Source organism: Agrobacterium sp. DSM 25558, from assembly GCF_900100825.1.
GTDB lineage: Bacteria > Pseudomonadota > Alphaproteobacteria > Rhizobiales > Rhizobiaceae > Agrobacterium.
This window is the reverse complement of the sequence record NZ_FMUD01000010.1, coordinates 82,745-103,824: the sequence shown is the minus strand read 5'-3', so window position 1 is coordinate 103,824 and position 21,080 is coordinate 82,745. Positions and strand designations below refer to the sequence as shown.

20 protein-coding genes are annotated in these 21,080 nt (G+C 54.8%); 7 read left to right on the top strand and 13 right to left on the bottom strand.

Annotated elements, in window-relative coordinates; all coding sequences use genetic code 11:
• Nucleotides 1-2: 2 nt before the first annotated feature.
• From DSM25558_RS11065 to DSM25558_RS11050, 4 genes are all read right to left on the bottom strand, one after another.
• On the bottom strand, nucleotides 3-1,133 hold the full coding sequence (locus DSM25558_RS11065; RefSeq protein WP_077104691.1) for an ABC transporter permease: 1,131 nt from the start codon (nucleotides 1,131-1,133) through the stop codon (nucleotides 3-5).
• A gap of 1 nt (nucleotide 1,134) precedes the next feature.
• Nucleotides 1,135-2,142: an ABC transporter permease gene (locus DSM25558_RS11060; protein ID WP_077104689.1), complete on the bottom strand. Its 1,008-nt coding sequence runs from the start codon at nucleotides 2,140-2,142 to the stop codon at nucleotides 1,135-1,137.
• A gap of 107 nt (nucleotides 2,143-2,249) precedes the next feature.
• The gene (locus DSM25558_RS11055) at nucleotides 2,250-4,337 is read right to left on the bottom strand and encodes an ABC transporter substrate-binding protein (RefSeq protein ID WP_077104826.1); all 2,088 of its coding nucleotides are present in this window, start codon (nucleotides 4,335-4,337) and stop codon (nucleotides 2,250-2,252) included.
• Nucleotides 4,338-4,438: 101 nt separating this feature from the next.
• Complete coding sequence (locus DSM25558_RS11050) at nucleotides 4,439-5,905, bottom strand: alpha-glucosidase/alpha-galactosidase (RefSeq protein ID WP_077104687.1); 1,467 nt, start codon at nucleotides 5,903-5,905, stop codon at nucleotides 4,439-4,441.
• A 186-nt stretch (nucleotides 5,906-6,091) separates the two neighbouring features.
• Between DSM25558_RS11050 and DSM25558_RS11045 the strand changes: the two genes are divergently transcribed.
• Nucleotides 6,092-7,009 carry an AraC family transcriptional regulator gene (locus DSM25558_RS11045; RefSeq protein WP_077104685.1) on the top strand — a complete coding sequence of 306 codons (918 nt, stop codon included), beginning with the start codon at nucleotides 6,092-6,094 and terminating at the stop codon, nucleotides 7,007-7,009.
• 431 nt (nucleotides 7,010-7,440) lie between these two features.
• Here DSM25558_RS11045 and DSM25558_RS11040 read toward each other — a convergent pair whose 3' ends face one another.
• Together DSM25558_RS11040 and DSM25558_RS11035 are read right to left on the bottom strand one after the other, a co-directional pair.
• Nucleotides 7,441-8,700: a type II toxin-antitoxin system HipA family toxin gene (locus DSM25558_RS11040; protein WP_077104683.1), complete on the bottom strand. Its 1,260-nt coding sequence runs from the start codon at nucleotides 8,698-8,700 to the stop codon at nucleotides 7,441-7,443.
• Complete coding sequence (locus DSM25558_RS11035) at nucleotides 8,697-9,038, bottom strand: helix-turn-helix domain-containing protein (RefSeq protein WP_077104681.1); 342 nt, start codon at nucleotides 9,036-9,038, stop codon at nucleotides 8,697-8,699. The genes DSM25558_RS11040 and DSM25558_RS11035 overlap by 4 nt, the downstream gene beginning before the upstream one ends.
• Nucleotides 9,039-10,489: 1,451 nt before the next feature.
• Between DSM25558_RS11035 and DSM25558_RS11025 the strand changes: the two genes are divergently transcribed.
• Nucleotides 10,490-11,530, top strand: coding sequence for a porin (locus DSM25558_RS11025; RefSeq protein WP_077104676.1), 1,041 nt, complete (start codon nucleotides 10,490-10,492; stop codon nucleotides 11,528-11,530).
• 175 nt (nucleotides 11,531-11,705) lie between these two features.
• Here the strand turns inward: DSM25558_RS11025 and DSM25558_RS11020 are convergent, their stop codons facing one another.
• The 6 genes from DSM25558_RS11020 to pobA form a co-directional block, all read right to left on the bottom strand.
• Nucleotides 11,706-12,434, bottom strand: a complete 729-nt coding sequence (locus DSM25558_RS11020; protein WP_077104674.1) for an ABC transporter ATP-binding protein — start codon at nucleotides 12,432-12,434, stop codon at nucleotides 11,706-11,708.
• The gene (locus tag DSM25558_RS11015; protein WP_077104672.1) at nucleotides 12,415-13,179 is read right to left on the bottom strand and encodes an ABC transporter ATP-binding protein; all 765 of its coding nucleotides are present in this window, start codon (nucleotides 13,177-13,179) and stop codon (nucleotides 12,415-12,417) included. Before DSM25558_RS11015 ends, DSM25558_RS11020 begins: the two co-directional genes overlap by 20 nt.
• Complete coding sequence (locus DSM25558_RS11010) at nucleotides 13,176-14,180, bottom strand: branched-chain amino acid ABC transporter permease (protein WP_077104824.1); 1,005 nt, start codon at nucleotides 14,178-14,180, stop codon at nucleotides 13,176-13,178. Before DSM25558_RS11010 ends, DSM25558_RS11015 begins: the two co-directional genes overlap by 4 nt.
• A 17-nt stretch (nucleotides 14,181-14,197) precedes the next feature.
• Nucleotides 14,198-15,061: a branched-chain amino acid ABC transporter permease gene (locus DSM25558_RS11005; RefSeq protein WP_077104670.1), complete on the bottom strand. Its 864-nt coding sequence runs from the start codon at nucleotides 15,059-15,061 to the stop codon at nucleotides 14,198-14,200.
• A 63-nt stretch (nucleotides 15,062-15,124) separates the two neighbouring features.
• Entirely contained in the window at nucleotides 15,125-16,297 is a 1,173-nt protein-coding gene (locus DSM25558_RS11000) for an ABC transporter substrate-binding protein (protein ID WP_077104668.1), read from the bottom strand.
• Nucleotides 16,298-16,399: 102 nt separating this feature from the next.
• Nucleotides 16,400-17,572, bottom strand: coding sequence for a 4-hydroxybenzoate 3-monooxygenase (gene pobA / locus DSM25558_RS10995; RefSeq protein WP_077104666.1), 1,173 nt, complete (start codon nucleotides 17,570-17,572; stop codon nucleotides 16,400-16,402).
• 119 nt (nucleotides 17,573-17,691) lie between these two features.
• Here pobA and DSM25558_RS10990 point away from each other — a divergent pair, with 119 nt between their 5' ends.
• The 5 genes from DSM25558_RS10990 to DSM25558_RS10975 all read left to right on the top strand — a co-directional run bounded on the left by DSM25558_RS10990 (nucleotide 17,692) and on the right by DSM25558_RS10975 (nucleotide 20,469).
• Entirely contained in the window at nucleotides 17,692-18,570 is an 879-nt protein-coding gene (locus DSM25558_RS10990) for a helix-turn-helix domain-containing protein (protein ID WP_077104822.1), read from the top strand.
• Nucleotides 18,571-18,929: 359 nt separating this feature from the next.
• Nucleotides 18,930-19,058: a hypothetical protein gene (locus tag DSM25558_RS29770; protein ID WP_371479810.1), complete on the top strand. Its 129-nt coding sequence runs from the start codon at nucleotides 18,930-18,932 to the stop codon at nucleotides 19,056-19,058.
• A gap of 76 nt (nucleotides 19,059-19,134) precedes the next feature.
• Nucleotides 19,135-19,299: a hypothetical protein gene (locus DSM25558_RS28810; protein WP_159442489.1), complete on the top strand. Its 165-nt coding sequence runs from the start codon at nucleotides 19,135-19,137 to the stop codon at nucleotides 19,297-19,299.
• Between the two features lie 54 nt (nucleotides 19,300-19,353).
• A complete protein-coding gene (locus DSM25558_RS10980; RefSeq protein ID WP_077104662.1) occupies nucleotides 19,354-19,593 on the top strand; it encodes a hypothetical protein in 240 nt (79 codons plus the stop codon).
• 210 nt (nucleotides 19,594-19,803) lie between these two features.
• A complete protein-coding gene (locus tag DSM25558_RS10975; protein WP_077104660.1) occupies nucleotides 19,804-20,469 on the top strand; it encodes an outer membrane protein in 666 nt (221 codons plus the stop codon).
• Here DSM25558_RS10975 and DSM25558_RS28245 read toward each other — a convergent pair.
• Nucleotides 20,414-20,947 carry a hypothetical protein gene (locus DSM25558_RS28245; protein WP_143240075.1) on the bottom strand — a complete coding sequence of 178 codons (534 nt, stop codon included), beginning with the start codon at nucleotides 20,945-20,947 and terminating at the stop codon, nucleotides 20,414-20,416. The genes DSM25558_RS10975 and DSM25558_RS28245 overlap by 56 nt on opposite strands.
• Between the last annotated feature and the right edge of the window lie 133 nt (nucleotides 20,948-21,080).

Below are 21,080 nucleotides of genomic sequence, written 5' to 3'. Positions count from 1 at the left end.
TCTCAATAGGGATCGACAGCATCGCGCAGACCATCGCCCAGCGCGTTGAAGGCAAAAACAGTGACCAGAACGAAACCGACCGGAGCCAGAATCCATGGATAGGAACCGATGACCGAATAGGTTGCCGTATCCTGCAACATCAGCCCCCACGAAATCAGCGGCGGTTTGACGGCAAAGCCCAGGAAACCAAGGAAGGATTCCAGCAGTACGACACTGGGAATATGCAGTGTGACGGCAACGATGACGTGGCTCATGACATTGGGCAGAATGTGCTGGAAGATGATGCGCTGGTCCGTTGCGCCAATCGCCATGGCGGCACGCACATAATCAATACGCGCCAGCGCCAGCGTTTTGCCCCGCACTTCACGCGACATCTGCGCCCAGCCCAGCGCCGACATAACGACCACGACAAAGGTGAGGAACACGTTGGTGGGAGCGGTAACGGGGATAAGCGATGTCAGCGCCAGATAGAGCGGCAATTGCGGGAAAGCGAGAACGATTTCCACAAAACGCTGCACCCACGCATCCACCGAGCCGCCGAAATAACCCGATATCAAACCGACGCTGGTGCCGATCACCGTCACGATAAACACCACGCTCAGCGCGATGGCGAGAGAAATCCGCGAGCCGTGAATGGCACGTGACAACACATCGCGACCAAACTTGTCGGTTCCCAGAAAATGCACGGCTTCACCATCCACGGCACCAAAAAAATGCCTTTGCATGGGAATAAGGCCGAAGAGGTCGTAAGGTGCACCTTTTACGAAAAAGCCAAGATAATGGGGCTTATCGTAATTGGGCCCCACGATGGGCTGGAAGGTTATCGGGTCAAGCTCTTCCGTTTCCGCCAAGGCATAAATACGCGGCCAGATGCTGAGGCTGCCATCTTTTTCCATAACGCTGATGCCCTGCGGTGGCGTGAAACTGGCACCCGTTTCCCGAGGGTCCATAGGTGCGAAAAAATCGGCGAAAACAGCGATGAGGATGAGAAGCACGACCAGAACCAGCCCGACCATGCCGGTAAACGAGCGTCGCAGCCGACGCCAGACAAGAGCCATGTAACTTTCGTTTGCGCGCTGCTCGGCAACGCTGACGACCTGTTCCTGACCTGTAGAAGAATGAACGGCAACCATGTTACGCCCTCCCCAATTCGCGCACACGTGGGTCGAGCAAGGCAAGCAAGATGTCTGCAATGATGTTGCCGACAATCAGCGTTGCGGCGAGAACCATCATGAAGGTTGCGGTCACATACACATCACCAACCGCCATGGAACCGACGATGGCGGGTCCAACGGTTGGCAGTGCGAAGATGATCGCCGTCTCGATCTCGCCGGTCAGCATATAGGGCAAGACGACGCCCTGATACATGACCAGTGGATGCAGCGCATTCGGAACTGCATGGCGCATGATGACAGCGCCTTCTGAAAGACCCTTGGCGCGGGCCGTTTCGACATATTGCGCGTTCAGCGTATCTAGCAAATTGCCGCGCATGACGCGCATATTGTAGGCCAGACCGCCGAATGTGGCGATGGCAACGACAGGCCAGACATGGCTGACGAGATCGACGAACTTCGCCCATGACCACGGCGCGCCGCCATATTGCGGAGAAAAGAAACTGCCGATTTCGGCGACATTGAAGTGGAACACCATCAGGTAAACCATGATCAGTGCCATCAGAAAACGCGGGATCGTCATGCCCAGAAAGGCAATGGCGGACAAAAGATTATCAACCCACGAATATTGCCGTGTCGCTGCCCATATGCCGAACGTAATGCCCAGTATTGATGCGAAAAGGTGGCAGACCAGCGCCAGAAGAAGCGTCCGCGGCAGGCGTTCCCCCACCACCTCGGCAACCGGCTTGTTATAATAAAAACTGTAACCAAAATCGCCGCGGGTAACGATACCGCCAACCCAGTTGAAATACTGCACCACGACAGACTTATCGAGACCATGCTCGATACGGTAGGCTTGCGCCTGCGCTTCTGCCTGTTCAAACGATGCGCCACCCTGATTCATCAGTTGAGAGCGAATATAGTCTGCGTAATCGCCGGGCGGTGCCTGAATGATCGCAAATGTCACGACGCTGAGGATCAGCATCACTGGAATGGCAGAGCTGAGGCGAACGAAAAAGAACCTGAGCATAACGAAATATCTCCCTGCATTGCGGTCCCGCTTGTGATCGGTTCCGCTTTTTCTCCCCGTCCGGCCGCGCTTCACGCGCGACCGGTCATGGTGTCTCCGGGAGGGAGCTAGTCTATGGGGCCTTTATCACCGGGCTTGCCGGGGAGTTGCTGCGGGAAGAGTTCGTATTTGCCCTGCTTATCGGCAGCGACCCAAACCCGTTCGCGCATGATCGAATCTTCCGCCCAGTTGAACATGAAGATCGGTGTTCCCTGCGGGACGTTGGAGAAGCGTTTGTTGATGATCAGCGCACCGGGATATTCCGTCAGACCAATCGTGTAGAGGTTTTGCGTGTAAATCCTCTGATACTGTTTCATCAGTTCAGCCCGTTCCGCATTGTCCTGCGAGGCAATGAAGCGGTTGACGAGATCGACCATTTCTTTTTCGAACGGCATCAGGTCCACTTGCTTGCCTTCCGGTGCGCGGTGGTTCCAACTGGTGCGAGGACCAACGGGTGCAAGCTGTTCGGTGTTCTGCACCACAGAGGCAAGCTCCGTCGTATTGCGGCGCACCAGCCAATCGAACCGGCCACCATAATGCGCGTCGTCGCGCTGGTTACCATCCAGCGAGTTCAGCACCACCCGCAGACCCAGCTTTGCCATCTGGCCAACCAGACCTTCGGCGAGGCTTTTGTCTGTCGTGTAGGTGTTGTTGACGAGCAGAACGATCTCGACATTCTTGCCGCCTGCCGTGCCCGCTGGGAAGTTCACAAAGCCATCGCCGTCCGTGTCTTTCAGCCCAACCTTGGCAAGAGCAGCCTTTGCTCCTTCAAGATCATAGGGGTAGTAGACTGTCGAGTTACGGTCATAAAAACTCGTGCCGGAGGAAATGCCGCCGGGATAAATCGCCGTAAACGGGCCTTTGACCAACGAGTCGCCAACGGCCTTGCGGTCAATCGCAGACGTCACCGCCTCACGGAAATCCTGATTGCGGTTCAGTTCACGAATGGCCTGTTCACGCTCATCCGGCGCACCCCAGCCATTGCCCGAAAAGTTCATTTGCAGGTTATAGCCGATCAGACGCGGACCGAAGGCAAGACGGGCGGGCGCCTTTTCGTCGGCAGCGCGTTTGAGAGAGGCCACGAAGTTTTCTGGCTGCTCCAGATTGGAAAAATCGCCGGATCCGGCCACAGCCTGCACATCGCGGTCCGCCCAGGTGGACAGCTTGTAGTGAATTTCATCGAGATAAGGCAACTGGTGGCCCTTTTCGTCAACCTTCCAGTAACAGGGGTTGCGGCGCAGGACGATAAGGTCGTCTGGGCGATATTCCACCGGCGCCCAAGCACCCATCACCGGCATGTTCATATATTCCGGCGGGAAGGCATTCTTGAACTGGTTATAGGTGTTTTTCGAATATTTCGGATGTTGCGGTTTCAGAATATGCGCCGGGCCGGGGCAGAAGTTTGGATAGGCCATGGTGTAGAGATATTGTTTGGGAAACGCGCTCTTGAATGTCCATTCAACCGTGTAATCATCGATCTTGGTAAGGGTCGTCCCTTCCCCGAAGGCTTCCGGTGATGCACCGCCACCAAGTGGCGAGACATTCGGATCGACCACACCATCCTCCCAATAGAACATGATGTCTTCAGACGTGAAAGGCACACCATCCGACCACTTTGCACCCTTGACGAGGTGCATCGTCAGCTTGTGACCATCTTGAGACCACTCCCAGCTTTTCGCCAGATTGGGCAATGGTTGAGTATCTTTGGCATCCACCTGAAACAGCGGCGCGGTGCGTGTCAGGCATTCCGAAAGCGCAATATCGATGCCGCCCCAGCCTTGCGTTTGGCCAGCCATATAATTCCAGCCTTCCGGACGCCCGCCGATGACATGGCGCAAGGTATCGCCATACACGCCGATACCGTCAGGCATATTCCCGGTCTTGTAGACCAGCGGCTCCTCCGGCAGACGTTCCTTCAGCGGCGGCAGTTTGCCGGTCTTTTCGAATTTTTCAGAAACCCAGTCGGGCTCGGAGTAATTTGGCAGCGCCTTGAATTCCAGAATGGAATCGCGCTCCACATATTTGATCTTGCCTTCAGCGGGAAACTTCGCTGGCTCGGGCGGCGCGGACGTTTGAAAAGCGTGTGCATTCATCGCGATCAGCGAAACACCGAAACCAAGGCATGCACTCAAGAAAATCTTGCGTTTATGTTGCATCGTCATGTCCTCCCAATGGCGCGACCAAGCACGCCCTCCCTGATGGTTCCCGGAAACAGGCGGCACCGACGCCTCCTCGCGCCGATGCTGCCGCAGATAAATCAAACCGCTTTTTTCAATAACGCTTTTTCGGCCCGCAACTCTTCAATCGATCTGACATTGCGCCGTGCAGCACCTGCCCAATCGCGTGTTTTGACGGTGGATCTGGAAAGACGATCCTTCGCGGCTGGTACGGCATCTGCATATTGTGGCAACCAGCGCGCTTGCGCGACCACCATTTCATCGACCATCTGCCACACCTCTTCCGGTGTCGAGACAGCACCCACCAACGGGTCATGCAGAACGGCGAGTTTCAGAAGATCGATATCGCCAGTGACAGCGGCATGAACCGACATGCGCTGAACGTTGATCGAGGCCACGCAGGTTGCCGCGCAGGCTTCCGGTATGGTGATGCCGGAGACCATGTTAATGCCGAAACGGTCTACAAAACCGGGCGACTCGATAATCGCGTCGTGCGGCAAGTTGGTGATGACGCCATTGTTTCTGACATTGAAGTGGCCGCGATACACACGCCCCGTCTCCAGCGCTTCGAGAATATGACTGGCATGTTCGTTCGAGCGTTTGGCCGGATCGACAGGCTTCGACGCCTGCTCCAGAAACTGCGGAAACTCCGTTTCGAACCAGTTGCGGGTTTCCGTCGAATGCCGCAGATAACCGCCGGTTTCGCCGTGAATCCAGTCTGACATATCGATCCAACGGCCGATTTCGTCTGGGCGCTTGCGATACCATGGCAGATATTCCGAGAGATGGCCGTTACTTTCCGTGGAATAGACGCCAAAGCGTTTCAACACATCGATGCGGAGCTTTTCCTGTTGCGAAAAAACCGGATGGGCTTCAAACGCAGCAATCAGCTCATCCTTTCCGATCTTACGGCCATTCAGCCTCAGATCGACAAACCATGTCTGGTGGTTGATGCCGGAGCAGATGTAATCCAGTTCAGAAACGGACTTGGCACCCAGCACTTCCGCAATCTGTTCCGCGCCGTGCTGAACGCCGTGGCACAGACCAACCGTATCGACCTTGCCGTATTCGATCGCCGCCCAGGTGTTCATGGCCATGGGGTTGGCATAGTTCAGGAACTTGGCACCCGGCGCTGCGACCTCGCGGATATCCTTGCAGAAATCCAGAATGACCGGAATGTTGCGCTGACCGTAAAGAATGCCGCCCGCGCAGATCGTATCTCCCACGCACTGGTCGATGCCGTATTTCAGCGGAATACGAATATCATCCGCATAGGCTTCAAGCCCGCCAACCCGCACGCAACTGATGACGTATTTTGCTCCTTCCAGAGCAAGGCGGCGCTCTGTCGTGGCCGTAACCTTTACCGCCAGACCGTTGGATTCGATGATGCGATCAAGGATCGCTTTAATCATCTCGAGATTGTGTTGGCTGATATCGGTCAGCGCGACTTCGACGTCGCGAAATTCAGGCACGCACAAGAGATCGGTGAACAGTTTTTTGGTAAAACCGACACTTCCTGCGCCAATGATAGCGATTTTGAAACTCATGTTGGCACCTTCGTTTGCGAAATGAATGCGAAAGATGGGCGGGCAACGTGATCACGAAGGAAGGAAGATAGTATTAGACAATGACTGAATAACAAGGATTTTCCTCCCAATTCCCCACTTGATCGTCTCCTCGATGCGGGATTATGCTGATAATATCCGCAAGGGCCAGAGAAGGATTATGCTTTTATGGGTAAATTTGTGCTGCAGGATTTGATCGATCAAGGACCGTCCATGCGGACGGTTTCTTTGCCGCGTGGCAGGCAAACCCTTCACACAATGCCTACCAGCAGCGGCTACGAAATTCGCCGTGGCAGCGGTTATGACTGGGATGGACGCAAGCGCGGACAAACCCCTTTCACCGTTCTGCAATATTGCATTAGCGGTGAAGGAAACCTGCGGTATGAGAACAACACCTACCGCGTCGGGGCCGGTGAAACCTTGTTGCTTCTCATTCCCCATAACCACCGCTACTGGCTGGAGGAAAATGGTCACTGGGAGTTTTTCTGGATATCCATGAATGGCGAGGAAGCCCTGCGTATTCATCGTGATATTCAAGCCGTGACCGGGCCTGTCCTCAAGCTTCAGCCAGAGACCGTAGATCATCTGGCGCTCTGTTGTTCGCGTCTCGTCAATGGTGCCGAAACGCCTGGAGCAGCTTCTGCCGTCGCCTATGAAGCAACGATGGCGCTTTACGACGATGTATTTGGCTCCCATCCCTCGTTCGGTGGCGAATACCGCACTATGCAACACGTGCTAACGTACATCGACAGCCATCTTGATAGGAACCTGTCCGTAAGCGACCTTGCAGTCGTTGCGGGACTCAGCCGCGCCCATTTTTCCCGTATTTTCACCGCCAATGAAGGCCTGCCCCCTGCCGAATTCGTATTAGAAAAGCGGTTGCGACGCGCGGCCAAACTTCTGACGACGGCAGCAAACATGCCCATCAAAGAAGTGTCTGTGCGGTGCGGCTTCGAAGACCCGAATTACTTCTCGAAGGTCTTTCGGCGGCTCTATGGCATCAATCCGAGCGAATTTAGAAGCACCGGCATGTATTCAAGTGTCCGATCACATCATGAAAAAAATACCCCAGCACGTGGGGGGTGAAACTTTACCATAAAGGCTTCCCCTTAGCGGATACTGTCGCAGCGAAGTGTGGGGTCGCGGGTTCGCATTCTTGGGCCTCCAGAACTCAGATATTTGGCGAAGCTATGGATCTAAGTAATTGATATCAAGAGCATCGTTAACACCCAGGCCATAAATTCAATATAAACGCTCCCCGTTTGTATCGCAGCGAAAACAGACAAGGCCGGTAAATCTTTTATTGCCGCTCTCTATTCATGTGAGAATACTCACTGGTGAATAGGTGCTTCAATTCCGCGCAAAGAAGTGGGGAGACCACACATTTGCGCAAATGTCAGTGTGCGGCGAATTCAAGGAATTGTTTAGCAAATGCCACAGAGCAGCCAGCGGGCAGTTCGTTCATGTGCAGATCTAGGCACCTATCCGCCCTTTGCCTATGGGTCGGAGGCTTTGGACTAAAACGATACTTGCAGCTCCTGCACAAGCGCCAGTCTGTGCGTTCGCTCCACGACTTTTTTTGCGATGTGTGCAGGCATTGGGAGGTCCTGAAGTTCCTTCGACCAATTATCAGCGGCTTTTTCAACGGTATCGGTCACCACCTTGCGGGCAATCTTGGCTGGAATACCGCAGAGTTCGGCGACTCGCTCGAACCGTTGCAGTTTGACGATGAAGGGATTCACTGTTTCCCTGAACTTTAGCGCCAGATCGTCCTTGCCATCATAAAGAAACGTGGGAACGATGTCGTAGGCCGGTGTCAGACTACCGGATGCGCCATCGACATATAGTAACGAATGGTTCTTCAGGTGCGCGTCGCCATTGCCTATTAGTATGTTGACAGTCAATCTCCGTACCATCTCGACAAAAGAACGTGATCCACCCCCGAAACGACGGGACATATTGACGACGGTCTCCTCGTTCGCAGCCGTATACTTACGGTCTTTGGGAGCGCCGAGAACCTGGCAGAAATCCTCCATATGGATACGCCTACCGCCCGCGCGGTCAAATCTAGAGACGGCCAGAACATACGCACCGTGTTCAAGAATGTCTTCCCCGATGTCAGATACCGAGCCCGAAGCCACCAATTCGCAATTTGGAATCGAAACGCCAGCAGACTCGGCGAGCTTCATCGAACTGAATTCGACTTCCGGGAGAAACTCGAACTTCGGACTGGGCAATTTGGCTATGATGTCGCCGTTAATTCCCGTAGTGGGAAATGTGAGACGCTCGTCCTGTTTCATCATGCTCATCTTGAGCTGCACACCTGCTAGAGAGAAGCGGATGGCCTTAGGTCCACCTGCTTCCTCGATCTCCTGAAGTGGCGGCGTCGGGTAATGGGCACCACCTTCGGCGCGAACGACAACAGCGCCAGGTAGATCGTGCCCAAGGTACGCAAGTACGTCGAAGTCTGACATTCGCCCGCTGGGAAGTCCCTTGTTCACCAGATCGCGCAGTGCACCTTCGGGAAGTAGATTACTGAACCATGGATGTAAATCCCGGCCAGGCTGGGTTATGGTGCCTGATTGTAGCATTTGGACGGTGCGTTCTTCGTCTCCTAGAAATCGCACGGACGAACTCAGTAGTGGTCGGCTTTCTCCTCGCTCGATGTATGAGCGGTCAACTTCGAAACTTATCATATCCGCTTCATCGCGTATAAGTGTACCGACACGAACTTCCTGTTCATTGGATACGATGGTTACACCAAGCGTATCGGTCATATCTCCGATCCCCTTGGGCTTTCTTCATCATCGCCATCCGGAATGAAAACGTCATCCATGACGTTACCCGCGAACGTCCGCTTCTTTTGGATGGGAGGGGACAGGTGTTCATCGATGATTGAATGCACCCGTCTCGCCATTTTTTTGGGAACGAAGATAATTTCAGCCTCCAAAGCTTCCGCGATCGCCTGAAGTGTCTCAGCCTGAGGGTTTTGTTTTCCCGTTTCGAGCCTGGAAACATAGCCCTGATCGATCCCGATCAGCATACCCAACTCACTCTGGGTCATTCGAAGGGCTTTCCTCAGCTTCTTCACGCCTACCATAAACTGAAAGAACATGCGCGCTCCGAATATATGATACCTGGTACATTTTCAAAGGAAAATATGTTTCAGCATTCATATGCAGTCAATAGGAGTAGATGCGCAATATGAAACTAAAAACATAAAATGTTATAAAAATGTATCTTAAATCATATTACGCTATACTCTACCTGTCTGAAAACCAGGCCAGACGGGAGTGAATTGAGTACCTTCCAAATTATCTATTGATTGATCTCCTAGAGCCGGAGCCCGCCGACCTCGCTAGCCTGCTCGAAGCGAACCAGGTTCTGCTTGTAAAGACCTTCGAGGATGGCGGCGAAACCACTGTGAGGTGGCTGTTCAGCCTGTCGACCATATCGCCTAGCTCCTCGTGGGTTACAAACCGCTGCGCCACCTCGGCCGCCGCGACGAGACCTTCGGATTTCCTCAGGATGTCGAGCACTTATGTCGTGTGTTTCGATTTTTCAGGAGAGCGGCACCTCGCCTGGTGAGGAGTGTTCGGTCCGCCGTAGTGTTCCGTTTCGGGTCGGTCGCGCCCGACAAGCGAAAATCCGGATCGTAGCATGCGATTACGGTCTGGAATGCCCGACCCTGCGCTTCAAGCACGCAAGCCGCAGTTTTAGTCCTATGTGGCGCACGGGCGGTGCAACCACCCAGACGTTGCCGGATAACTCTTGGCTTGAGCGGTCCGTGAGATGACAAACAACGCGAGAGAAAAATTCTCAGTTGCACCCCGCGCTCAGGTCGCTGGGACGATGGCGCAACATCGGTGCGACAATTGTCTTGATCACCTGAACATCTTTCACCGGCGACGAGATCGGCTGTACGACACACAACTTAGTGGTTGGTCAAAAATGACCGGCTTGAAAGCGAACACCATGATGGACTTTCCAAACGCCTCTTGCGATCTGCCGCGGTGTTTCGAACAAACAGATGACGCAGTGCCATGATCAGCCGGTTTGCCCCCGGGACGATACTAACCGGCGTGACATTGAGGATCCCTCTTGATCGTCGCTCATCCAGAGGGCCAGTCCACTATATCAACAGCTTCAATGCCCAAATTCAGACGCCTAGGAAGCGACCGTCCTATCAGCTTGCATGCACGACAGGTCGCGTCGACTGCACCCCCCCCTCGATAAAGCTGCGAAATGTCCGATACTCGATTGTCTCAATGACATTGTTCTGAAGGCAAAATAGCGAAGATCAACTAACCTATCCTCGAATTTGCCGCCTACTAACTCTACCCATTGACGATTTACATTAATTTAACTCAGGAATGCATCACCCTTTGTACGCCACCGGAGCGTGCCAGAATTGCAACACGGGGCATCTCCATATTCCGTTCCGGGGCTTTTAGGCTGATAAAAGTTTGCCTCCGACCGCGCGGCGATGTCAGATACAACCATAACTTTGGCGACATCCTGACCGGCGCATCCCACCGCCGTTTTGTAACATAAATGGAGTTCACTATGAACATCAAAGGCCTTCTCATCGGCTCCGCTGCAGCCCTTACAACTATCTCTGGTGCGCAGGCTGCCGACGCTATCGTCGCTGCCGAGCCGGAGCCTTTGGAATATGTTCGCGTTTGTGATGCTTTCGGCGAGGGCTTCTTCTACATCCCAGGCACTGAAACTTGCTTGAAGTTTGGTGGTTATGTTCGTTTCCAGACGGATTTTGGTCGTGACGAGTCTGGCACTTCCGATTGGAACTCCTTCACGCGCGCTCAGTTTGAAGTTGACACAAAGACAGACACAGAACTCGGCGCTCTGCGTGGTTTCATCGGCTTCCGTGGCAATGCTGAAAACGGTTCGGCTGCTTCCTCTTCCGTATTTGTTGACCAGGCCTTCATCTCTCTCGGCGGCCTGACCGTTGGTAAGGTTTACAGCGAATGGGATAACGACCTGAACGGCGAAACAGACATCCTGTCCACCAATACGCTGTTCAACTCTATTCGTTACACATACGACGCTGGCTCTTTCTCGGCCACTCTGTCTGTTGACGAACTTGAAGGCACGCTTTCTACACGCGATAACAACGTTGGTATCACTGGTGTTGTTGCTGCGAAGTTCGGCGCAGTCAGCGCAACGATCGTCGGTAGCTATGATACAGACCTCGAAGACGGTGCCATCCGTGGTATCCTGTTTGCTGACATCGGTCCTGGCACACTCGGTCTTTCCGGCGTATGGGCTTCCGGCGCAAACTCTTACTACGCAGTGTCCGAATGGGCCGTTGCTGCTGAATACGCAATCAAGGCAACAGACAAGCTGACGATCACGCCTGCTGCTGAGTACCTTGGCAACGTAGGTCCTCGCGGTCTTGACGGCGCGATCTATGGTGCAGGCATTTCGCCAAACGCCGACTTCAGCTCCAACGATGCTTGGACGGCTGGTCTGACCGTCGACTACAAGATCACTGATGGTCTTGCTACCAAGATCACTGCGAACTACTACGACGAAGACAACAATAACGACCAGGTTACTGGTTTCGTTCGTCTGCAGCGTTCGTTCTAATCTGATCTGACTTCGGTTGGTTAGGAAAGCCCGGCTTCTTAAGCCGGGCTTTTTTGTTAACTTAAATTCTGACGCAATTAATCACATCCCACCTCACAGCAGAGATTTCTTTGAACCGCGACGAACGTTAGGTCTGGAATTCATTCCTATGCAGTTCTCAGCACCGTTCGAACGCCTACGCTTCCTCCGTGACAAGTCCTCCGACACCGAGAAGTCGCTCAACCGTGTCATGGTCACCAACAAGCGCACCCGGCGTTCCGCTCCAGGCCAGCCTACCGCGTTCGAGAATGATGACCTGCTCAGCGAAGTCAAGGGCGCTTTGAATGCGCTGCTCGACCAGAAGGATTGTCATGTCACCTGTTTTCGCCAGATCGGCGAAAGCGAGCATCAATTCTTCGCAGATCACCGGAGCCAGCCCTTCCAGTGGTTCGTCCAGCAACAAAACTGAAGGATGGCCCAAGATGGAGCGGGCGGTAGAGAGCATCTGTTGTTCGCCACCAGACAGTTGGGTACCGAGGTTTCGACGCCGTTCTTTAAGACGCGGAAACATCTGGTAGGCTTCGTCTAGCGCCGATTTTGGTCGCCCTTTCAAGCCAACAAACAGGTTTTCTTCCACGGTCAGCGTCGGAAACACGCAGCGCGCCTGCGGCACATAGCCAAGCCCCGCATGCGCTCGCGATGCGCTCGGCGAGGTCGTGATATCAGTGCCGCCAAGTCGTATCTGTCCTTCGTAGCGCCTAGTTTGGCCCGCGAGCGTGGCCAACAAGGTCGTCTTGCCCATGCCGTTTCGCCCCAGCACGGCTAAGCGCTGACCAGCGGGCACCGAAAAGGAAACATCTTCCAACACCTTGGTCTGGCCGTATCCGGCGGAGAGCTTTTCGACCTCAAGCGACTTGGCTGGCATCGGCGTAACTCCCTAGGTAAGCTTCCCGCACGCGGGCATCCTTGGTGACATCGTTAGGGAGCCCGTCGAAAATAACAGCTCCCCCCGCCAGAACGATCACGCGTTTTGCAAAACGGAAAACCAGATCCATGTCATGCTCAATCATGAGTACCGCAAGATCAGCAGGCAGGTTTGCAAGGGCGCTTTCGATAAGGCCGGTATCGCTTTGCGGCACGCCCGCCGCTGGCTCATCCAGAAGCAACACCTTCGGCTTCAGAGCCAGGGCCATTGCTAGCTCCAGCAGGCGCTGCTGGCCGTAGGCAATCTCACTGACCCTGCGGTGCGCAAGGTCGGCCAGACCCAGCTGTCCAAGCAGCGCCGCAACTTCGGCCATAACGTCAGGCATCGTCAAAAAATTCCCGAACAGGCTAGTGGCGCGGCCATCACGTTGCAGGACCGCAAGCGCCACATGTTCGGCAGGCGTCATGTCCTGAAAAAGCCGTGTGACCTGAAAGGAGCGCACGAGACCCCGCCTGACGCGACCCGTCGCGCCAGTTTTCGTGACGGTCTCACCGTTAAGGCGCACGTCTCCGGAATCAGGCCGCAGATTGCCGGTTACGAGGTTAACGAGCGTGGTTTTGCCCGCGCCGTTCGGCCCAATCAGCGCGACACGGTCGCCCGGCATCATAGATAGCGAGACGTTGTCGGTGACGGTCAGCCCACCAAAGGCCTTATTCAGTTTGTTGACTTCAAAAACCGCGCTCATGGCTTTGCCTCCCTGCGCCGTGAGACATAATCGGCGGCCGTTCCGTAAAGCCCCTTCGGCGCGAACAGAACAACGGCGATCAGCAACGCGCCGACCATCGTCAGCCAATGGAAAGGGTTGGCAGCTGAGACGTAATCCTCGAACAACATGAAGATGAGCGTTCCGGCCAAGGCACCGAACAGGGAACCGGTACCGCCAAGCACCAGCATGACGAGCGCCTCCGCAGACTGGGTAAAGGATAGCGTATCGAGTGCAACGACCTGCGTCGAGATGGCGTTCAACGCGCCACCCAGGCCGGCGACTGCGCCTGATATGACGTACATCCTGATCAACACAGAGCTCGGGGATGCGCCCATCGCTCGAATTCGCAATGTATCCTGGCGAACACCGCGGCTGAGCATGCCGAAAGGCGAGCGAACGAGTATCCTCAGAAACGCAAACACGATCAGCAGAAGAACGACGCCGAAAACATAGGCCGTCTGACCGTAAAGGTCGAACTCGAACATGCCGAAAACGGGATCCGGCGCGATGCCCGCAAGTCCGTCACTGCCGCCGGTCCAGGATGACATCTTGTTGGCAAGTTCATGAAACAGGTGGATGAGCGCAATTGACAGGACGAGCTGCGGCAAGCCATGGGCGCGCAGCATGATCGCGCCGCAAAGCAGGCCGGAAATCGCACCGCCGACGAGACCTGCCAATGTCATAAGCAACGGGTCATTTATGCCGAAATGGGCCGAAAGAATACCGGCGGCATAAGCACCAGATCCAAACAGCGCGGCATGGCCAAGTGTCGCGACGCCGCAATATCCGGTGGCGAGATCGAGTGCCAGCACGAGAAGGGCGATCGCAAGGATGCGCGTCAGCAGAGCCAGATTGTCCGGGAACAGCATATAGCCGATCACGGCCGCAATCACGATCACGCTGATGCCGATGAGGTCGCGAACCAAAGAGCTGCGCGTTTTCGCGCCGAGGGCGATATCGTTGTTCAGGTTGGAGATCATTTCTACGTTCTCCGCCTTCATTTCGCCCTCCCGGCAAGGCCGCGCGGGAACACGCAAATGATCGCGATCACCGCGAGGTAGAAAAAGAACTCGCCAAATTCCGGCATCAGGTAGCGTCCGGTCGTATCGATTGCGCCCAGCAGCAAGCAGGCCGCGAGAGCGCCCGGAATGGATCCTGCGCCCCCGACGGAGACGACAACGAGAAACGTCACCATGTATCGAAGTGCGTAATAGGGCTCGACCGGTAGAAGCTCTGCGCCGACGACACCGCCGAATGCTGCAAGACCGACCGCAATGGCGAAACTGATGGCATAAATGACCTCGGTGCGGACGCCAAGTGCCGCGGCCATGGCGGCATCATCCACAGAAGCCCGCACCTTGACGCCAAAGCTGGTCCTTTCGATTGCAAACCACAAACCAAGCGCAACGACGAGGCCGCAGACGATGGCAAAGATGCGGTGGACCGAAATACTGCGGAAGCCAAGGTCGGCAACGCCCTGCAATGGGCCTGCGAGCGGGATCGTTTTCAGCGTCGGTCCCATCACGTAGTTGGCGATGCCGATGACACAGAAGGTGATACCGATCGTCATCAAAACCTGCGTCAGCTCGGGGGCACCGTAGATGCGTCTATAGAGGAACCGCTCGATCGGGATGGCGATGATAATGGTCAGCACGACAGCCGCTAACACCGCAACGGAGTAACCGAGGCCAAGGTCGCGGGCCACGTAGGATGCGATGTAGCCGCCGATCATCGCGAAGGCGCCATGGGCCAGATTGACGACGCGCATCAAACCCATCGTCACTGAAAGGCCGATGGAAATCACGAAGAGCACCATGCCATAGGCAAGGGCATCGATGGCTATGCTGAAGACTGTCTGCATGGAATATCCTGCTCAAATCGGTGGATCATGGACCCACCGATGTTTCGAGGTTCTTCTTGAGGCTTATTTCGCAGCCGCGAGGCCCGGATCGCCCTGATTTTCGAAGGTGCGGATTTCCTTGTTGATATAGGTGCCATCATCAGCCTTCACGACTTCGCGAAGATAGATGTTCTGCTTAATGTGCCGGCTTTCAGGATCGATGGATACGGGCCCGCGCGGGCTGGTCCACGACAGGCCCTTGACGGCATCGACAGCCTTTTCCGCGTCCTGCTTGCCGCCGGTCGCCTCGATCATTTTATAGATGACATGCATGCCGTCGAACGCCCCGACCGCCGGGAAGGAAAGCTCTGCCTTGTTGCCGATTGCCTTGGTGGCCGCTTCCACGAACGCCTTGTTTTCCAGCGACTCGTGCGAAACCGCATAATGGAAGGTGGTCTGGATACCGAGCGCTGCATCGCCAAGCGCTGGAAGATCGGATTCCTGCGTTAGGTCGCCGGGCGCGAAGAACTTCACGCCAGCCGCTTTCAGGCCGTTGTCATTATAGGCCTTGACGAAGCCGAGGGTTGTCGGGCCGGACGGAAGGAAGGCAAAGACGCCATCCGCGCCCGAGTCTTTGATGCGCTGCATGATGGGGCTGAAATCATTGGTGGTCAGCGGCATGCGGATCGACTGCACCACTTCGCCTCCTGCCTTCACGAAGGCCGCCTTGAAGGCATTTTCGGCATCTACGCCCGGACCGTAGTCACTGACCACCGAGATTATCTTCTTGACGCCAGCCTCAAAGGCCACGGTCGCAATCGGGGTAGAAGTTTGCCAGGTGGTGAACGACGTGCGCACGACCAACGGGCTGGTCTTCATGATCGCAGAGGTCGCAGCATTCATGATGACCATAGGGACCTTTGCCTGTTTCAGGATCGGCGTCACGGCCATGGCATCTGGGGTGAAATAGAACCCGGCCAGATACTGCACCTTTTCCTTGACGACCAGTTCCTGTCCGAGCGCCTTGGACTGGGCGGGATCGGCCTGCGGGACATCGCGATAGATTATCTCTACCGTTTCATCACCAACCTTGTTGCCATGGATCGCCATATAGGCATCGATGCCAGCCTTGAAGTTTTTGCCCTGCAATGCAAACGGACCCGAAAACGGCCCTACGACACCTACCTTGATGACGTCGGCATAAGCCGTGCTGCTCAGTGCGAGCGCCGCCATGGCGGCAAGAATGATTTTCCTCATGCTTTAGTCCTCCCTTTTTGGTGCGCACCTCCCAGGTTTTGCACCGTTTCAACCTATGTTCTTAAACGCATGTCGCGAGATACGCACCCTTTTGGCATTTCATCAGTAGGGCAGACCCACATAATTTTCCGCGAGCGCCGTCGAGGCCGCTGGCGAATGGGTGAGATAATCGAGTTCAGCTTCCTGAATTTTCTGGCCGAAGTCTCCGGTGTCGGGAAAACGATGCATGATGTTGGTCATCCACCAGGAAAAACGTACTGCCTTCCAGACGCGGGCAAGGGCTTTTTCCGAATAAGTATCTAGACCGGCGTCCGAATGATCCTTGTAATGCTCCCGCATCCCGCTGAAGAGATAGTGCACGTCGCTGGCCGCAAGGTTCAGGCCCTTCGCGCCTGTGGGCGGCACGATATGGGCCGCATCTCCCACGAGAAACAGCCTGCCGAACCGCATCGGCTCGGCAACAAAGGAACGCAGCGCAGCAATCGATTTTTCGAAGGATGGTACGGTTAGCAGAGCTTGCGCATGGTGGGCAGGAAGGCGGCGCCGCAACTCATCCCAGAACCGGTCGTCGTTCCAACCCTCCAGTTTTTCATCCAGCGAACATTGAAGATAATAGCGGCTGCGTGTTTCCGAGCGCATGGAGCAGAGCGCAAAGCCGCGTGGATGGTTCGCATAGACCAGTTCATGGCTCACGGGCGCGACATCGGCGAGAATACCCAGCCAGCCGAAGGGATAAATCTTTTCGAATATTTTGATCGCACCCGGTGGCACTGCCTTGCGGCTGGCACCGTGGAAACCGTCGCAGCCCGCAATGAAGTCGCAATCGAGCCGGTGTGTCGTGCCGTCTTTTTCATAGGTTACAAACGGCGAACCGATATCGAAATCTTGCAGCTGGACGTTGGACGCTTCGTAGATCGTCATAGCCCCGCTGGCTTCGCGACATTCCATCAGGTCACGGGTAACCTCGGTTTGGCCATAGACCATGACGCGCTTGCCACCGGTCAGTCCGGAGAGGTCGATCCGATGATCTCGGCCGTCGAATGCCAGTGAAAACCCACCATGTGGAAGCCCCTCCGCATGCATGCGCGCACCAGCTTTCGCCTTGTCGAGAAGCTCGACAGTACCCTCTTCCAGCACGCCAGCGCGCACGCGGCCGAGAATATACTCTTTCGATACGCGATCGAGGATGACGTTATCGATTCCAGCATTTGTCAAAAGCTGACCGAGCAGCAGACCGGATGGTCCGGAGCCTATGATGGCAACTTGTGTTCTCAATGCTTTCCTCCCGATCGCAGTTGATGTTGCAAGTGTGATGAGCTTCAGGCTTGTCCGCAATGGACATTTCAGCCGGATGCTTGCACTATCTGAACATTCGCGCTGGAGAAAACATCGCAATGCAGTCCGTTCCAACCTATATGCTCTACGGCGAGAATGCGCGCAAAGAGCCTGATTTCTGGGTGCATTGCGAGACGATTCAGTCGCGAAGCAGCCGTCATGGATGGGAAATCCGGCTTCACCGACATGAATCGTTCTTTCAGATATTGTACCTCGAGAGCGGATCTGGCGATGCTATGTTTGGCGACGGAATTGTACCGATTCTCCCGCCTGCCGTCGTCAGCGTGCCCGTCGGATTTAATCACGGTTTTCGCTTCTCGCGCGATGTGAGGGGCCTCGTGCTCACGGTCCTCAATACACATCTCGGCCACGGGCCTGGCGAACGCAGCGGACTGCTCCTAGTACCGATAGTCACGCGCCTCGACATTGGCCAGGCGGATGGGGCCTATGTGGCACAAACGCTGACGCGGCTTGCGGACGAATTCGACAATCGTCGCCTCGGGCGCGGCAATCTTCTGGCCGCCTATATCTCGTCGACCTTGCAGCTTTTGACACGGATATCCTCCGCGCAGACTGCAGAACAACCATTCCGCTCAGACAAGGCGAGCCGTATCGAGGCGCTCCGAGCTTTGATCCAGCAGCATTTCCGCGGCCATAAGCCGGTCGCCTTCTATGCGCGGTCGCTCGACGTGTCGCTGACCCATCTCAATCGTATCGTCCGCTCGGCATTGGGTTGCACGGCGCATGATTTGATTGCGGAAAAACTGATGGAGGAATCCAAGGCCCAGCTATTGTTTTCAGTAGCTCCCGTCAGCGAAATTGCGGCCCATTTGGGCTTTGCGGATCCCGCCTATTTTTCCCGATTTTTCCTCAGCCGGGCTGGTGAACCTCCCCGTGTCTGGAGGCTGAGGGAACAGGCCAGGCTTGAAAATAGCTAATGTCTACCCCATCATTTCGCCGTGCGGCGCTGGAAGACGCCTCACTATGACACGAGGATACAACTGCAAAACATGGCTGACTAGAACTGCGGCGCGAGGCCTCAAGAGCGGGAGCGGCTGGTGGACGCCACGGCTTGTAGCCTGTTTCATAAAACGTAATGCCGCTTGAAAGCCACTATTGACTTACCCTCAAGTAAGAACATAATAAGAACACAACTGACGCGGACGGGCGCGCATTCAAGAAACACATTTGCGGCATTGGTCTCTGAAATATGGAGATAGAGAACGTGCGACCAGAAGCTAGACCAGCAGCCACTGAGTTTGCCGATTACATTGTGCAATGTCACGATGGAAATGCCATGGCTGCGATTGAGGCAATGCAGGAAGAGATCGAGCACCGGCAACATCAACTGAGCTTAGCCGTCACGGCCATGGCCCGAGGCTATACGTGGGGGTGGGTTCCGAGCCAGGAGCGCGAAGCGGTCTGAAGGCGCGGCAACGATTACACATCCAGTGCGTTAAAGTAACGAAAATACACTTATTTCGAGAACCAAGGATTTGCACATGGCCGATCTAGAGCCAAACAAAGCCGGGCGTACCTCAGTCAGAGGTGACTTCGACACCATTAAATTGGCTGCTACCAATCTGGAAGAGAAGCGGATTAGCGTTAACAGAGACAAAACCGAAAAACTCAAAGCGGCAAGATTGCAGAGGATCGAAAGCGAGTAGCTTTTGTGATGCGATTGGCGTGCTGAGTGCATGACCCACCTAAGGGATTGAGACATGGCTAAAATCAAATTGATCGTTCTCGCCGCATACAAAAGGGATGATGAAGGCAACATGGTCGAGGCTATGGAGGAAAAACAGATGCCGACTGAAGATCGCGCCATACGTGAAGGGAAATCACTGGTCAGCCAATATGACGGCGTTGTGGCCTGGTCGCGTGATGCAGATCCAGACATCGGAGAATACGGCCCTCCGACGATCATCTTTAAGCACGGTGAAACCCCGGACATGGGGTAACGGCGTAAGCCCACGGCGAAGGCCGCTTCGCGACGACGCGCATTTCAAGCAACATTTCCATAATGCCCGAAATCAAATTTGTGAACTTTTTTTGGGTAAGTCTGTAGAAAGCAACTAAGTTTCGGGCAATGGTGGTTGGTGTGGCTCTAATACTACAGCATTTTGTGATTAATTAAGTATTCTCCAAAAATCTAATATTGGGAGAAAATCATGAAAAATATCATAGTAACCCTCTCTTTCGTTCTCGCCGCTTCGACAGCAATGGCAGCTGACGCCGTGAATGAAGTCCCCACAGCCCCTGCATCAGTAGAAACTCCGCTTTTTTCTTGGACCGGTTTTAATGTCGGTATTCAGGGCGGCTATGCTTGGAACAACCAGGATGCCAATATCTCCGGTGGATTTGGTGACATTTCCGCGGACTTTGATGGTGCTCTTGCGGGCGGTTTCGTTGGCTATAACTACCAGTTTTCCAACAATTGGGTCGTCGGCGTCGAAGGCGATTTCGAAGCAAACTGGGGCGATGACAGCCAGAGTTTCCTTGGCTTTACCACGATTAATTATGGTCTTGATTGGCAAGGCTCTGTCCGTGGCCGTGTAGGCTACGCATTTGATCGTGCACTCGTTTATGGAACAGCTGGCTGGGCCGTTGGCCGTGGTTATGCCGAAGTAGTTGGCCTGCCTGAAGAAAAAGAAAACTTCAACGGCTACACAGTCGGCGTTGGCGTGGACTACGCCTTTACGGACATGATGTTTGGCCGCATCGAATATCGTTATACCGATTTCGGCGATAAGGACTTCAACTTTGCTGGAGGCGGCACGATCAACTCCGACCTCGACCAACACGCAATTCGGGTCGGTCTCGGCGTGAAGTTTTAATTCCCCATGTTTCTGCATTTAAAGGATGAGCCCGGCAGCGATGTCGGGCTTGTTTTTTTAAAAGGTTACGACCTAATACGCCGCCGTCATGACTTGAAGACGGGCGCTGGCGCTCCAACAACCTTTCTCTCATATCAAGCATAGCGTCTCGGGGAGGGTATGTAGCCGCTGCATTGGCCTTTATCTCATCAATCTGCTTTTGAAGCTGGACATCCGTCTCGTCTTGAGATTGCCAGACCCTTTCCAGTTCAGCACGCGGAACTTGTATATTGCGAACTTCCTTCCTCCAGCGAGATGGCAAAGTTTCTCTAGCCATGTTGGCAGCTCCCTGTTTATAGACCTCATGCAGGCGCACGAATGCTCTCTCCTGTGTGGCGATTTTGGACTGGCATTGTTTTTCCTTTTGCGCGACCGACCCGCGGAATGGAACTTGGTCCACCAGCGAGCGTTTGGTTTGATAAATTGGAGATTGGGCCATGAAGTTTTCCCTTATAACAATTTGCCTCGCATCGATGGGCCTGCTTAGCAGTTGCGTCGACGGCCCCGGCTATCGTGGCGGTCCGTCGGCCCCACTCGGCCAGTCATGTGGCAACGGCCAAGATGATGTGTCT